Annotated in this window: 11 protein-coding genes and 4 pseudogenes; 6 read left to right on the top strand and 9 right to left on the bottom strand. The window is 58.2% G+C overall.

Features of this window, described 5'->3' with window-relative positions; genetic code table 11:
• Positions 1–116: 116 nt before the first annotated feature.
• Both GVL52_RS25685 and GVL52_RS25680 read left to right on the top strand, forming a co-directional pair.
• Entirely contained in the window at positions 117–1,226 is a 1,110-nt protein-coding gene (locus tag GVL52_RS25685) for a Gfo/Idh/MocA family protein (RefSeq protein WP_160012264.1), read from the top strand.
• 62 nt (positions 1,227–1,288) lie between these two features.
• Positions 1,289–2,494 (top strand): Gfo/Idh/MocA family protein, encoded by a 1,206-nt coding sequence (locus tag GVL52_RS25680; protein WP_160012263.1) that lies wholly within the window; start codon positions 1,289–1,291, stop codon positions 2,492–2,494.
• Positions 2,495–2,598: 104 nt separating this feature from the next.
• Here the strand turns inward: GVL52_RS25680 and GVL52_RS25675 are convergent, their stop codons facing one another.
• The 3 genes and pseudogenes from GVL52_RS25675 to GVL52_RS25665 all read right to left on the bottom strand — a co-directional run bounded on the left by GVL52_RS25675 (position 2,599) and on the right by GVL52_RS25665 (position 5,403).
• Positions 2,599–3,369: an SDR family NAD(P)-dependent oxidoreductase gene (locus GVL52_RS25675; protein ID WP_160012262.1), complete on the bottom strand. Its 771-nt coding sequence runs from the start codon at positions 3,367–3,369 to the stop codon at positions 2,599–2,601.
• 25 nt (positions 3,370–3,394) lie between these two features.
• A pseudogene (locus GVL52_RS25670) lies at positions 3,395–3,934 on the bottom strand (histidinol dehydrogenase); the annotation flags it as partial.
• 435 nt (positions 3,935–4,369) lie between these two features.
• A pseudogene (locus tag GVL52_RS25665) lies at positions 4,370–5,403 on the bottom strand (IS110 family transposase).
• 131 nt (positions 5,404–5,534) lie between these two features.
• On the opposite strand from GVL52_RS25665, the gene GVL52_RS25660 reads away from it, so the two are divergent.
• Positions 5,535–6,857: an ISKra4 family transposase gene (locus tag GVL52_RS25660; RefSeq protein ID WP_244619281.1), complete on the top strand. Its 1,323-nt coding sequence runs from the start codon at positions 5,535–5,537 to the stop codon at positions 6,855–6,857.
• 50 nt (positions 6,858–6,907) lie between these two features.
• On the opposite strand, the gene GVL52_RS25655 is transcribed toward GVL52_RS25660, so the two are convergent.
• Positions 6,908–7,204, bottom strand: a complete 297-nt coding sequence (locus tag GVL52_RS25655; protein ID WP_113198220.1) for a hypothetical protein — start codon at positions 7,202–7,204, stop codon at positions 6,908–6,910.
• A pseudogene (locus GVL52_RS25650) lies at positions 7,204–7,431 on the bottom strand (transposase domain-containing protein); the annotation flags it as partial. The gene GVL52_RS25655 and the pseudogene GVL52_RS25650, both read right to left, overlap by 1 nt.
• Positions 7,432–7,743: 312 nt before the next feature.
• Here GVL52_RS25650 and GVL52_RS25645 point away from each other — a divergent pair.
• Positions 7,744–7,923 (top strand): hypothetical protein, encoded by a 180-nt coding sequence (locus GVL52_RS25645; protein WP_148201402.1) that lies wholly within the window; start codon positions 7,744–7,746, stop codon positions 7,921–7,923.
• Positions 7,910–9,052, top strand: a pseudogene (locus tag GVL52_RS31280) (recombinase family protein); the annotation flags it as partial. The gene GVL52_RS25645 and the pseudogene GVL52_RS31280, both read left to right, overlap by 14 nt.
• A gap of 678 nt (positions 9,053–9,730) precedes the next feature.
• Here GVL52_RS31280 and GVL52_RS25635 read toward each other — a convergent pair.
• From GVL52_RS25635 to GVL52_RS25620, 4 genes are all read right to left on the bottom strand, one after another.
• Positions 9,731–11,407, bottom strand: a complete 1,677-nt coding sequence (locus tag GVL52_RS25635; RefSeq protein WP_306440388.1) for an IS66 family transposase — start codon at positions 11,405–11,407, stop codon at positions 9,731–9,733.
• Between the two features lie 63 nt (positions 11,408–11,470).
• Positions 11,471–11,818, bottom strand: a complete 348-nt coding sequence (gene tnpB, locus GVL52_RS25630; protein WP_160012260.1) for an IS66 family insertion sequence element accessory protein TnpB — start codon at positions 11,816–11,818, stop codon at positions 11,471–11,473.
• Positions 11,815–12,183 (bottom strand): transposase, encoded by a 369-nt coding sequence (locus GVL52_RS25625; protein ID WP_160012259.1) that lies wholly within the window; start codon positions 12,181–12,183, stop codon positions 11,815–11,817. The genes tnpB and GVL52_RS25625 overlap by 4 nt, the downstream gene beginning before the upstream one ends.
• Before the next feature lie 58 nt (positions 12,184–12,241).
• Entirely contained in the window at positions 12,242–12,511 is a 270-nt protein-coding gene (locus GVL52_RS25620) for a 5'-nucleotidase (RefSeq protein WP_280179118.1), read from the bottom strand.
• Positions 12,512–12,672: 161 nt separating this feature from the next.
• Between GVL52_RS25620 and GVL52_RS25615 the strand changes: the two genes are divergently transcribed.
• Positions 12,673–13,795, top strand: a 1,123-nt coding sequence (locus tag GVL52_RS25615) for a DDE-type integrase/transposase/recombinase (RefSeq protein ID WP_160012257.1), incomplete at its 3' end; no start/stop codon positions are given.

Raw genomic sequence — 13,795 nt, 5'->3', positions numbered from 1 at the left:
CAGTGAGCAAACGCTAATTGTTGTTATCATGATTGTCAACAATCTAGTTGACACAAACGGCAACACATGGTTTTCAGAGTTGCCAAGGCTATATTCAGCCGTTCGGAGGATTTGAAATGGTGAGAATTGGAATACTGGGCGCGGGCTTCATCGGGCAGATGCACGCGCTGACCTTCAAGACGGCCTCAATGTCGTCATGGCAGCCGAAGATCAAAACCACCCTCAAAATGATTGCAGATCAAAACGAGGGATTGGCGTCCCAACTGGCCGAGCGCTACGAATTCGAACGCACCAGCACGGACTGGCACGAAGCAGCGACCTCGCCTGACATCGATCTCTTCGTGAACGCCGGGCCGAACCATCTTCACGCGGCGCCCTCAATCGCGGCAGCCGAGGCAGGAAAGGCAGTGTTTTGTGAGAAGCCGCTGGCTGGCACCGCAGATGAGGCCTACGCGCTGTGGAAGGCAGTTCAAAAGACAGGAGTCGTAAACCTCTGCGCATTCATGCACCGCTCGATCCCGTCGCTGAACCTAGCGAGGCAAATGATCCAGGCAGGCGAACTCGGCGAGATCCGGCATTTCCGCTCCCGTTTCCTTCTGAACATGCTTGACGGTGGCCCTCTAAGCTGGCGCTTCGATAAGACGAAGGCTGGCTTGGGCGCCCTCGGAGATTTGGGTTCTCACCACGTCGACCAAGCACGCTTCCTGGTCGGCGAGCTGGCATCCGTGACGGCGATGATGGGAACCTGGAGCAAGGATTCCGCCGGGATGATCACGAACGTCAATGATGATGCGTTCGTATGCGCTGGCCGCTTCGAGAATGGCGCTACAGCGTCGTTCGAAGCAAGTCGTGTTGCGGCCGCCCACAATCTCGGTGGCTTCATCGAGGTCGATGGTACGAAGCGTTCGATCGCATTTCATATGGAGCGCTTGAACGAGCTTGTCATTTACGAGCCCGGTCGCGGGCCGCGGGTACAGATGACCACTCAAGCCGATCACCCCTACTCCGATTTCTGGCTGCCGATCGGGATTCAAGGGCAGCATCCCCTGGGCTGGAACGAATGCTTCGCTCATCAGGCCCGTCATATGCTGGAAGCGGTTGTCGCAGGGAAGTCGGTGGCGCCTCGCGCAACATTCGAAGACGGCTACCGGGTGGCGGAAACGGTCGAAGCGATTGCTCGGTCTGCAGAGAGCGGACGCGTGGAAAAGATCACATTTCGCTCATAGCGATGATAGCTCGGCGCGGCTACTCAGCCGCGCCGTTCCTTCGAGAAACCTGGGAGGTTTGAATGGCGCGTGGTTCGAAAGACTCGCGAAGACTGCGTCTTGGCATGGTGGGTGGAGGACGCGGAGCTTTCATCGGCTCCATTCACGCTTCGGCGGCGCGCATGGACGACCGTTTTGAGATCGTAGCAGGATGCCTTTCTTCCGACCCAGCAAAAGCGAAAGCTTCGGCCGGGGACTGGCATATCGCAAACGAGCGTGCGTACACATCTTACGAAGAAATGGGCTTGATTGAGGCGGGACGCGAAGATGGGATCGATGCGGTCGCCATCGTCACCCCCAACCACACGCACTACGCAATCAGCAAGATTTTCCTGAAGCACGGTATCAGTGTCATCTGCGACAAGCCTCTTGCAACGAGCCTCCGGGACTCGCTCGACCTGGTTGACATCGTGACGGTAGGCCGACCTAAATTCATCCTGACCCACGCATACTCCGGTTACCCAATGGTAAGACAGGCCCGTGAACTCGTGCGGGGCGGCGAGCTGGGCAAGATCCATACGATCCACGTCGAATTCATACAGGACTGGCTCGCCAGCCCGCTGGATGCCTTAGGAGACAAGCAGGCGTTATGGCGGACCGATCCCGTCATCGCGGGTCCCGGCGGCTGCATCGCCGATATTGGCACCCATGCTTTGCATCTTGCAAGGTTCGTCTCGCACCTAGAAGTGACCGACGTCTGCGCGCGACTGCGGAGCATCGTTCCCGGCAGACGCCTTGACGACTACGGCCACGCCCTGCTGAAGTTCTCATCTGGGGCCGAGGGCACGCTGACGGTGAGCCAAGTTTCACAAGGCAGTGGCTGCGGCCTAAGCATTCGGGTTTCGGGCGACAAGGGAACTCTTTCATGGCATCAGGAGCGCCCGAATGAGCTCATTTTCGGCCGTGGGAACGGAGAGGTCTCGGTTCTGCATCGACGCACTGATGATGGAACCTGGGCGGCGAATTCTTCGCGATTGCCGCGGGGCATATCCGAAGGATTCGTTGAAGCATTCGCAAACATCTACTCCGACGCCGCAGACCTAATCTTGGGCGGCGGTTTCGCAATAGGCGACCTCCCGGACGTCATTGACGGCGCTATCGGTATCGAATTCGTCGAGGCAGCCGTTAAATCGAGCAGCTCTGGCGGGACTTGGATCAGACTGTCAAATCTACGTCCGCGAGGACCTGGAACCGTGGCCGCAGACCAGAGCACATTCATCGTCTCATAGATGAACGACGGTCGCATCCTCAATTGTCGGCCCATGACGGCTTTCGAAACCGCAATGGGCCGACTACTATGAACTTTTCAAAAAACCGGAATGTAGGGCTCGCGCTACTCAGCAGTCCAGCCGCCATCGACCATGAGGGACGTCCCGGTCACCATGGCTGAAGCATCGGACGCCAGATATGCAACTGCCGCCATGATGTCCTCGACTTCCCCAACCCTTCCCAGCTTGATCTTCTCACTGATCCATTTCACGCGCTGAGGATTCGAGAAGGTCTGCTCGGTGAGTGGGGTCCGGATGAACGTGGGACAGATCGTATTGACCCGCACCCCCATCTTCCCCCATTCGATTGCCATGGACTTCGTAAACCCCTCCACGGCATGCTTCGTGGCGCTGTAGACGGCCCGGTCAATCCCACCGACGTGAGCCATCTGCGAGGAGATCGTGATCAGCGAGCCTGGCTTTCCAGCGCTGATCAGCCCCTTTGCGACAGCCTGCATCAGGAAGTAGGCTCCCCGCACGTTAATCGTGAACACCTTGTCGTAATCTTCCGCCTTCGTCTCAAGTGCTGGCCCGTGGATAGCTAGGCCAGCACTGTTCACGAGGACATCGAATGGACCGCTTGCCTCAACGGCCTCACACAGGGCATCGACATCTGTGATGTCGAGTGCGAGCGCCTTCGCTTTGAACCCGCCCGCCCCGATTGCCTCGGCAGCCTGGTCAAGCTTGGGCGATTGGCGGGCCGCCAGGGAGACAACCGCGCCAGCCTCGGCAAGCGCGACGGCCGCCGCAAAGCCGATACCTGATGAGGCGCCAACAACCAGCGCCCGTTTTCCGTCGAGCCGAAACGAAGGGGTACGTGGTAGCGTGCTGGTCATCGGGGTACCTTTCGAGCTGTGCGGGTTATTCCGCGGCCGCACCGTATGGGACATTGCGGCCGCCGTAGCGCCGGACACGCACGTTGGCCTGCTCCGCGTGACCGACGAAACCTTCAAGCATGCACAAGCGGGAGCAATAGGCACCGATTTCGGCAGCAGCCTGATCAGTGACCACCTTCTGATATGAGTGGGTCTTCAGGAATTTCCCGACCCATAGCCCGCCGGTGTAGCGGCCGGCCTTTTTGGTCGGAAGGGTATGGTTCGTCCCGATGACCTTGTCGCCGTTGGCGACATTTGTGCGTGGGCCGAGGAACAATGCCCCGTAGGAATGCATGTTCTGGAGGAACCAGTCGTCACGATTCGTCATGACCTGCACGTGCTCGGACGCTATGTCATTGGCGACCTCGAGCATCTCCTCGTAGGTGTCGCATACGATGATTTCGCCGTAGTCGCGCCAGGATGCGGACGCGGTCTCGGCGGTCGGAAGGATCTTCAGGATCCGGTCGATCTCCGACAGCGTGTCGCGCGCAAGTTTCTCTGAGGTTGTAACCAGAACCGACGGGGAGCGGGAAAAACGTGGGAGTAAGAATCTTCGGATAGTCGAGAGCTTTTTGGAAAGGGCACTCGTTGTCAGCGCAATTGAAGATGAACATCTGGGTCGAGCTTGTTGGCGTCGTCTAATCGCACGGCATTTTGCAAGCGTTTTTTTCAAAGATCAGCCCGGCCGGCACTGTGGTCAGTGCTGGAGAGCGAACGATGTGGCACCAAGTATATGATTTCACGGCGTCTAGTGAGCGTTTGCCGGAAGCAGGGTCGTCTTCGCGGTCGACACACGGTCGCCGCATGATGGGCTTCGCAGGTCGAGTGTTCCAATGTGGACGACGCAATTCGCCATTTACATGCGATTGCACCCCAACACGCGGAATCACCCTGCCTACGTCCCGGCAGGGACGTTCTGACGCCGGTCCATCAGGACGCTGGCGGAAAGTATTCGGAACAGTTAGCCGTTGGCCGGATCCATTCCAACTGCGCGATCAAAAAGCTGACCCGTCTTGAGCATCGCGTGCATAATCACAGACAATCTGCGCGCAACGGCGACTGCGGCACGTTTGAACCCCAGTCTTTCCCTTAGTTTTAACCCCCAAGAGCGCAGGCCGCTATCGGCACTGCTGCGCGTGAGAACAACCGTTGCAGCTTCGAACAGGAGACCGCGCAAATGGGCGTCGCCGCGGCGCGAGATATGACCGTCATAGTCGACCTCGCCTGATTGATAGCGGCGTGTCGTTAGTCCCAGCCAGGCTCCTACGGACCGTGACTTCTTGAAGTTCTCCGGATCTTCAATGGCGGTCACGAACGAAGTTGCCGTGACGACCCCAACACCGGGAACCGACATGAGTAGCCGGCACGATTGGCTCGCCCGCGCGATCGCTATCAACTGCCTACTGAGTTCGGCCGCCTGTTCGCGCGTGCCGTACCAGGCCTTCAAGAGTGGGAGAATGATCCGCGAAAGAGACTGGTGGCCGTCTAGGAGCATACGGACGTTGTTTCCGAAGGTTGCACCCTTGCCACTCGGAATGACCAAGCCAAACGTCTTCATGAAGCCTCGGATCTGATTTGACAGCTCCGTGCAGATCGTCACCAACCGCGTTCGTGCCGCCACAAGCGTCCGGGTGAGCATGCTGTTGTACCCTTTGACCCGGACTTCGCGGTAGAAGCCGACCTCAGCAAGATGCGCAAGGCCATCGGCATCGTTCGCATCTGTTTTGTTCGCAGCCATGTCGAGCGCCGCCTTGGCATGCCGCGCGTCGATGCAAATCGCCGGAACCCCTGCATCGGTCAGCGCATGATAAAACCATATCGAAAGGGGACCAGTCTCAAAGACGACGCGCCTGGCGTCGGGGGCATGCTTATTGAGCAAGGTTATGATGCTATCCGGGTCGATTTGCATTTACCGCGCCAGATCTTTTTGCCACCGCGCCGAATGGAAATGGCTGTCTCTTTCAACGACACATCAAGCCCGATATACTCTTCCATGGTTGTTCTCCGTTAGATGCCTGGGCCTGACTGCCAGTCTTGAGCCCGCACTTTCATCTTATCGGGGAACAGCCACCAGATTCCATTGTCGGGACTGCATCAGGGGCGACTCGCTCCCGCGATTACCCCATGTGGACGGCGTTCCGCAGCGTCTTGAGATTTCCAGTGTCGAACGCATTGTCGAAGGGGCTCGTCTCGACGATTTTGGTCTTTCTCTGGAAGAAGGCAAGGAGATACAGCGGCGTCTACAAACCGGGTTGACCCAGTTTCAGGCCGCCCAGGCCGGCCAGCAGGATCGTAAATGCAAAGACTGTGATGGCCTCCGGAGAGTTCATGATTATAGATCCCGTACGATCGACTCGCTCCTCGGCCCGTGTTGTGTGCGCGTGCCACGGTGGTGCAGCTGTGCATGCGGAAAGGCGCAAGATTCCCGCACATCCAGCCTCGAGACATTGCTGAATGGAAGAGCAACACCAGAATTGGAGCGAATTCAGGCGGAACTGGGCTCTCGGCTATCCTTTCGAGAAGCAGCCCGCGTGCTGGACCTCGTTGTGCCGGTTGAATCGGCCACACATCGACATAACCACCGGACTGTCAGTCACCGGCTCGCAAAGGTCGCCGATCAGATCGAAAAGTGGGACATTGCGAGCCCCTATCGTATCAGCCGAGCTCGCGAGTCGGCCGTTTCTGTTTTCATTGATGGCGCCTATATTCGCGCAGTTCCGGGCTACCAAAGCCGGCATTTCGAGATCGCCATGGGACGTGTTGTTGTGCAGGGGCGGCCACCGCGCCAATTTGCTGCTGCGCCTAATATTGCCACCGCCAAATACGATGTCGTTCGCGCAGCGATGCGCGCACAAGGGTGGCTTCCAGGCCGAGACGTTACTGTCTTCAGTGACGGAGAGATCGGACTGCAAAGCATCGTGTTAAGCGCAACGCGCCAGCCTGTGACGCATATTCTTGACTGGTTCCATCTATCGATGCGGCTTGGGCACATCGAACAGGCCTGGGAGGGCATCAGACATCGGCAAGATCTGAACGTCTTCCTTCGCGACGTCGCGGTTCATATGCCGAGGATGCGGCATCTCCTTTGGAGCGGGTATGTCAGGGAGGCGACCAGAACAGTAAAGCATCTGCTCGCCCAATTGGACCAGTATCCCGGTTTGCGCGACACCAGCATCAAGCTTAGGCGCCTATATGAGCTGATCACCAATCTTCGCACCTATCTGGTCCAGAACAAGACTTCGATTGTCAACTACTGCCAGCGATATTGGTCAGGCAAGCCCATATCCAGTTCCCCCGCTGAAAGCGCAGCAAACAGTCTCGTCAATGCCCGCATGAATAAGAAGCGACAGATGCGTTGGTCGCCGATTGGCGCTCATCGGGTCCTGCAGGTTCGAGCCGCCGTCGCCGACGGCCGTCTCAAAAAAGCAAAGCTCGACCTGGCAGCGTGACCCCCGGCTTTTTCCCGCTCTCTATCGCCAACAAAGTAACCGCCCGATTGCTACCGCGTAGATTTGGCTTTGATGCGAGCGACGAGCAGCTCGTTGTCAACAAAGCTGTCGAGGAAGTCGTTCCATTCTTGGGGTGAGCGGCGGGCGTCTTTGAGCATCTGCTCCAACTCGTCCATGCCGTCGTCTGTCAGTGCGGTGACGGATTCGTCGTCTCCGGTGTAGACGGAGATGATGCTGCCGTAGCTCAGATTATCATCGTTGGAGACGATTGCCTGAAGAAGCTCCGGGTCCTCTTTGAGAATTTCGGCAACAAATTTGATCGTACGGACGTAGGTAACTGTTGCCATCAGGCTGCCTCGGCAGAGGTTGTGACGAGCGGCGACCAGCTCCACGGCAGCAGCTCGTCTAACCGATTGATCTTGTGATCGTGGATGCGATCGAGCACGTCAGCCAAGTATGCCTGCGGATCAAGGCCATTCATCTTGGCCGTCTCGATGATCGTCATGGCGCGTGCCAAGGTCTCCGCCCCGGTGTCGGCTCCCGCGAATAGCCAGTTGCGTCTTCCAACGCCCATCATCCGTTCATTCTGCCCATGTCGGCGATGAAGTCGAGGTTCATTATCGCTGGCATCCCTATTACGGCCAGAAGGTTTGTATTCGTCGCGTCGAGCAGCGAGCGACAGGTTTATTTCTAAAGGTTTTGGGGCCCGCAGGTGTCGTGGTCTCGATTTCGGGGTGGATGATTGATCCTGTGGTGTGCGGTGGCATGACCATGGGTGTTGCACGCGTCGATCTTGCAACGCTGGTCGAACTGAACAGGCTGGTCAGCGGCAGCAGCAAGGCTGCACTCTTCCGGGGTGGACGTAGAATCACTCAGGAGGAAGACGATGAGATCCCGCACTACGCTGGTGCCGACGTCAGGCCGGCAGCTCGACCTGATATTCAAACCCCGGACGCTCGACGCACTGAGCGACAAGGATCGCAAGAAGGCGGTATCGACGCTGGCTTGCCTGCTGATGGAGGCAGCCGGTCTGGTCGTCGAGGAGATCAACGATGACCAGCACTGATTTGATTCCGACAGCGCTGCTCGCGCGCAAGGCCGTCGTTTATGTGCGGCAATCCACGCAGTCGCAGGTTATGACCAATCTGGAAGGCCAGCGACGGCAATATGATCTCGTTGACGTGGCGCGACAACGCGGCTTCAGCGACATCGAAGTAATCGACGATGACCTGGGACGCTCTGCCAGCGGAACGGTCGCGCGTCCCGGCTTCGATCGCCTCGTCGCCCTTTTATGCGCTGGCAAAGTTGGTGCCGTATTATGCTTCGACGCTTCACGCCTCGCACGTAATGGTCGCGACTGGCACCATTTGCTTGAGCTATGCGGCCTCGTTGAGGCCCGCGTCATAGATCACGACGGTATCTACAACCCTTGCCGCCCGAACGACAGGCTGCTTCTGGGAATGAAGGGCAGTATCAGTGAGTTCGAACTCGGCGTGCTGAGAGCCCGCATGCTGGATGCCGCCAGATCGAAAGCGCGACGCGGCGAATTGCGACTTTCCGTTCCGTTCGGTTACATTTGGCACCGGGAGGCGGGGCTTGGACTGGACCCCGATCTGCGTCTGCAAGACGTGATCCGATCTATCTTCGCCCGCTTCCATGAGCTTGGAAGCGCACGGCAGGTGCTGCTGTCGATGACAAAAGATCAAATTTACTTCCCACGGCCGTCGGATGAAGGGCGCATGACCAACTTCGTCTGGACACCGGTCCGTTATCGCAACGTAATAGGCATCCTCAAAAACCCCTTCTACGCTGGCGTCTACGTCTATGGGAAAAGCGAGAAGCGGACTGCCATCGTTGATGGAAGAGCACGTCGCAGTTACGGGCACGGCAAGCCCGTCGGCACCTGGGAGGTGATGATCAAGGACCATCACGAAGGTTACATCACCTGGGATGAGTACGAGCGTAACCAACAGCAACTGGCGCTCAACAGCTATGGCCGTTCGGGCGGGACTAAATCGGGCCGCGGCGGCAGAGCGCTGTTGTCAGGTCTCCTGACTTGCGGACGGTGTGGGCAGCGGCTGAGTGTCGCCTATACGGGCAATCCACACAGTCCTGTCTATCGCTGCTACAAGCAGAATCTGATGATGGGCTTGCCCCGGTGCATGACGTTCGGCGGCCTGAAGGTCGATGCGGCAGTTGCGCGCGAGTTGTTGCGCGCGGTAGAACCGTTAGCGATCGAAGCGACCTTTGAAGCAGAGCGGATGCACCGGGATCGGCAAGAAGAACAGCGCCACATTCAAGACCTTGAGTTACAGCAGGCTCGCTACGAGGCCAGCCTGGCTGAACGTCGCTATGCGGCATGCGATCCCGACAACCGTCTGATTGCGGCGCAGCTCGAGAGGAATTGGGAGACTGCGCTACGCCGCGTGCGGGATCTGGAAGTGCGCAAGCCTGCCGACACTCCCTCGATCATCGAGGTCGATCCAGGCACCTTCGCGAACCTAGCCGATAATCTACAGGCTGCCTGGGATTCGCCCGATGTGACCATGCGCGTGCGCCAGCAATTGCTCCGTACCTTGATTGCCGACGTTGTCGTCGATGTCGACGATGCTGTTCGTGACGTGGTGCTGACGATCCACTGGAAGGGAGGTCAGCATTCAGAGCTGCGAGTGCGCAAACCTCAGAGCGGAGAGCACGGCTGTGCTACCACGGAGGATGCCCTGGCAGTGATGCGCAGCATGGCGGGGCGCTGGTCCGATGAACATATCGCCGCGTCGCTCAATCGAATGGGCATGCCCACAGGACAAGGAAAAACCTGGACTGCACACCGCGTCTCTTCCGTAAGGCGTGTGCGCGCAATCCACGCATACAAATCAGCCGATAAGGACGGCAATTGGCTGACCATGACCGAGGCTGCGGCGGCCCTGGGCGTGACCAACCATCGGATACGCTACCTGATCAAGGCAAACGTGTTGGCTGCCGAACAGGTGGTTCCCGGCGCGCCGTATCAAATCCGGGCCAGCGATCTCACTTCTGCGACGGTTCAAGCCGCGATGGCCCGAAAGGGTCGCCCGTGTCGCATCGCCGACACGGAGACGCTTCCAATGTTTACAGACACTTAGAGAAGGAGTGCACAATGACTCAGGTCCGCCGAAGCCTCGTAGCGCTCGCTCGGCAGCATTGTTGTCGATCGCGACTCGACCGTCTTCGAGGAACAGGCAGAGCGAGGACCATCGGCTCAAACCGTAGCGGAAAGCTGCCGCCAGATCGCCTTTGCCCGGAATGCGCGTCAGTTGAGCTTCAGCCCAGTGGCGGAATGCATCGACCTTGGGCTTGCTCTGCATCGGACGCGCGGCAAGCCGGATCTCAGGAGGCTGGCCGCTGATGCCTCGCTCGATGTCGTAAAGCGCTCCGATACGATCGAGCGCCTCTCGCGCGATCTCGGACTTGTTCGATGTCCAGATATCGTGGAAGTCGCGTCGCCAGTGGGCCCAGCAGGCCGCCTCTTTGAAGCGAGGAAGCCCATCCGCTCCAGGTGAGTATAGCTTGCCGTATCCTTTGTAGCCGTCAGCCTGAAGGATGCCGCTTGATTGCTTGAGGTGGCGGTGGACGTGCTCTTCTTTCCAGTCCGGAGCAAAATAGTAGACTGCACCAGGCGCAGAACTGCCTGCCCATGGTCGTTGATCGCGGACGTATGTCCAGATCCTGCCCTTCTTCACGCCTTTGCCCATCCCCTTGTCTCGGAGCGAGCGATCCAGCACCCGGATTGGGGTGTCGTCCGCATGAAGTAGGTCATTCGCCATGACCGCCTTTTCGATCCGTTCGATAAGAGGCTGCAGCACCTGCATGGCACGACCACACCAGTCAACCATCGTGCTGTCGGGAATGTCGGAACCCATGCGGGCGAAGATCTCGTTCAGACGGTACAGTGGCAAATGGTCATCGAACTTCGACACCAGAATGTAGGCCAAGAGGCCAGCGCCGGCCATGCTGCCAGGGATCGGGCGGCTGGGTGCTGCCATCTGGACCATCTTCTCGCAGCAGCGGCAGGACTTCTTCAATCGAGCAACCTCGATCACTTTCATCTGCGCTGCAATCATGTCGAGGATTTCGCTTGTGTCCTCACCGACAAGACGCAGCTCACCTCCGCATTCCGGGCAGCAGCAGCCAGGATCGAGTTCCCGGCGTTCGCGAACTGCCTTGTCCGAGACGCGTGGGCGCCGGCGCATGATCTTCTCAGACGTATCCGACAAGGCAACAACAGACGCCTCCTCATCAGGCTCATCTATCGGCGCCGTATTGCTCTCAGCGGCGGCGATCAACAGAACCTCAAGCGCCAGTTCCAACTGCTCGATTTCACGCTCAATCTTTTCGGACGACTTGCCGAAGACCTGTTTCTTCAGCTTGGCGATGCGCAGCCGCAGGGTTTGAATCAACTGGTCGTGCGCTTGCAACGTCGCCGACATCTTCGCGTTTTCCGCCTGCAACGCGATTATCATTGCCTTGAGAAAGGCTGGATCATCAGGAAGATTTGTCGTTGCGATTGACATGATCCTGACTACCACAAGTCTGGAGAAATTGCCATAAAAACGAGTGGTTTCAGAGGGATAAAATCACCCGACACGCGCCGGTGGCGCGCCCCAATCAGGACGACGCCAATCGATCCCTTCCCACAACATCGCCAGTTGAGCCGACGTCAGTCGCGCTGTACCGTCGGACGCTGAAGGCCACGGGAACCGACCTTTCTGCAAAATCTTGTAATACAGGCAGAAGCCTTGGCCATCAAAATACAGTAGCTTCAAACGGTCGCCACGCTTGCCGCGAAAGGCAAATACCGCGCCGCACGTCGGCTTCTGGCGCAAGACATCCTGCGCAAGCGCAGCCAGGCCCTCAATTCCTTTGCGCATGTCCGTGATCCCGCATGCAAGATAGACCCGAACGCCGGTCCCAGGCCCGATCATGCTGCTTCCACCGCACGGATGAGCTGCGTCAGGGCAGCCGTATCGAACGCACTGCCGAAGCGAAGGGTGCGTCCGCAGCTCAATCGCAGTTCGACCATCCCGGAGCACCTTTCCCGGTCATCAGCGACATCCATCTGTACCGCTTTCACTTCAACGGGGATGAACAATGCATTCGACGACGCCGAGAGAAGCCCCTTCTTCTTCAGCTCGCTACGCCAGGCGTAAATCTGCTGCCGCGTAATATCGTGCCGATGGGCAACCTCTGTGATGGTCGCTCCAACATCCCCAACCGACATGACAATCGCGAGCTTCTCATCGTCGCGCCATCGGCGCCGCCGCTCTTGCCCAAGAATTTCAACGCGCATCGCAATCCCCGCATAAGACACGTCGCTAACGACGTCGTTAAACACGTGTCTTAGGCCATCAAGGCCTTATGCGGCAGGCGGTGCCAATCGGGCGGTTACCGAAGATCCCTACGAAGTGTGCTTCATCGGCCGGCGTTCCCCATGCACGCAGCGTATGGATGACGCGCGCATGTGCTGGTGCATTGCGCGCGGTGACAATGGCGATCCTGACTTTGCTGAAACCCTTCTCGTCCATATAGATGTCGCGCAGGATGGAAAGCTTCTTGAGAAAGTTTCCGAACGGGCCACCAGACATCGGCCGTGTCGCATTGTCTCGTTCGTGGGCCAGATGTCGGTTTGCATTTAACCGTGAGATTCCGCCCCAGCACTCTCAACAAGTTAGCCCGGCACTTAATCTGAGACTTGGCACTAGAATTGAGACTCCCCCTTGGACTTTAGCACTTAATGTGAGATTCATTCGTTGATGAAATCTGCGGTGCTTTAGTTAGTATGGATGATCGGTTTCCAGACGAGATTGATGAAACGCTTTGGGAAGAGGCGTGTCGACGCGCCGAGGCAATCCGAGAGTTTCTGAAGCGCCGATCTGGCGATGTGATTTCCGGGGATATGGCGCTGCTTGCTGTCGAACTTGGAGTCAGTCGAGCGACTGCATTCCGTCTTATCAAGCTATTTCGGGCTGGGGGAACGGTGATGTCGCTGGTGGAGCGGAAACCTGGCCGTCCTGACGGCCGACGGGTGCTCGACGAAGGCCGGGAAGAAATCATCCGCGCCACGATATATCGGTATCATCTGACAAAAAACCGGCCAGGCATCTCTCAATTGGTTCGCGAAATCCGAACGAGCTGCCTCTCGGCGGGGCTGAAGCCGCCACATCGGCGGACGATCGAAACTCGTCTCCAGGACATCGACCTTCACCAACGCGCCAAACGACGGGGCGAATCCGAAATCGTGAAGCGGACAATGGCCGTGCCCGGAGGACTCACCGCCTCGCGCCCACTCCAGATCGTCCAAGTCGACCATACGAAGGCAGATATCTTTGTCGTCGACGAGGAGACGCGCCTACCCATTGGCAGGCCTTGGCTAACTCTGGCAATGGATGTCTGCAGTCGGATGGTGACGGGGTTCTACCTCACGATGGACGCACCCTCCCGACTGTCGACAAGTTTGTGCTTACTACACTCCGTCTTTGACAAATCGCCTTGGCTACGGGAGCGCGAGATCATTGAGCCGTGGCCGGTCGCCGGCCTCCCTGAGACACTACACGTCGACAACGGCAGCGACTTCAGGAGCCGCGCTTTTAAGAGGGGGTGCGATGATGCTGGGGTTGCGATCGACTGGCGACCACCGGGCGAACCGCGCTTCGGCGGGCATATTGAGCGGCTGATCGGCACCCAAATGGGAAGACTCCACCTGCTCCCCGGCACTACTTTCAGCAATGCACAGGAGCTTGGCGAATACGATTCGAAGCAGCATTCGGCGCTGACTCTCCGCGAACTCGAGCGATACATCGCCCTCGACATTGTCGGTAACTACCATCAGTCAATCCACCGCACTTTGGGCCGCCCGCCCATCGCGGTGTGGCGTGAACAAGAGGGTGAAATTCCGCTCCGGC

The organism is Rhizobium sp. 18055, assembly GCF_902706285.1.
Classification (GTDB): domain Bacteria; phylum Pseudomonadota; class Alphaproteobacteria; order Rhizobiales; family Rhizobiaceae; genus Rhizobium.
The sequence above is the reverse complement of the archived record's forward strand: the minus strand, read 5'-3'. Positions and strand labels throughout refer to the sequence as shown.

Excerpts from the sequence above, each read along its gene's own strand:
- tnpB (WP_160012260.1), bottom strand. The coding sequence starts at position 11,818 with ATGATCGGGCCTGGGACCGGCGTTCGGGTCTATCTTGCATGCGGGATC.
- GVL52_RS25635 (WP_306440388.1), bottom strand. The coding sequence starts at position 11,407 with ATGTCAATCGCAACGACAAATCTTCCTGATGATCCAGCCTTTCTCAAG.
- GVL52_RS25680 (WP_160012263.1), top strand. The coding sequence starts at position 1,289 with ATGGCGCGTGGTTCGAAAGACTCGCGAAGACTGCGTCTTGGCATGGTG.
- GVL52_RS25655 (WP_113198220.1), bottom strand. The coding sequence starts at position 7,204 with ATGGCAACAGTTACCTACGTCCGTACGATCAAATTTGTTGCCGAAATT.
- GVL52_RS25685 (WP_160012264.1), top strand. The coding sequence starts at position 117 with ATGGTGAGAATTGGAATACTGGGCGCGGGCTTCATCGGGCAGATGCAC.
- GVL52_RS25645 (WP_148201402.1), top strand. The coding sequence starts at position 7,744 with ATGAGATCCCGCACTACGCTGGTGCCGACGTCAGGCCGGCAGCTCGAC.
- GVL52_RS25625 (WP_160012259.1), bottom strand. The coding sequence starts at position 12,183 with ATGCGCGTTGAAATTCTTGGGCAAGAGCGGCGGCGCCGATGGCGCGAC.
- GVL52_RS25675 (WP_160012262.1), bottom strand. The coding sequence starts at position 3,369 with ATGACCAGCACGCTACCACGTACCCCTTCGTTTCGGCTCGACGGAAAA.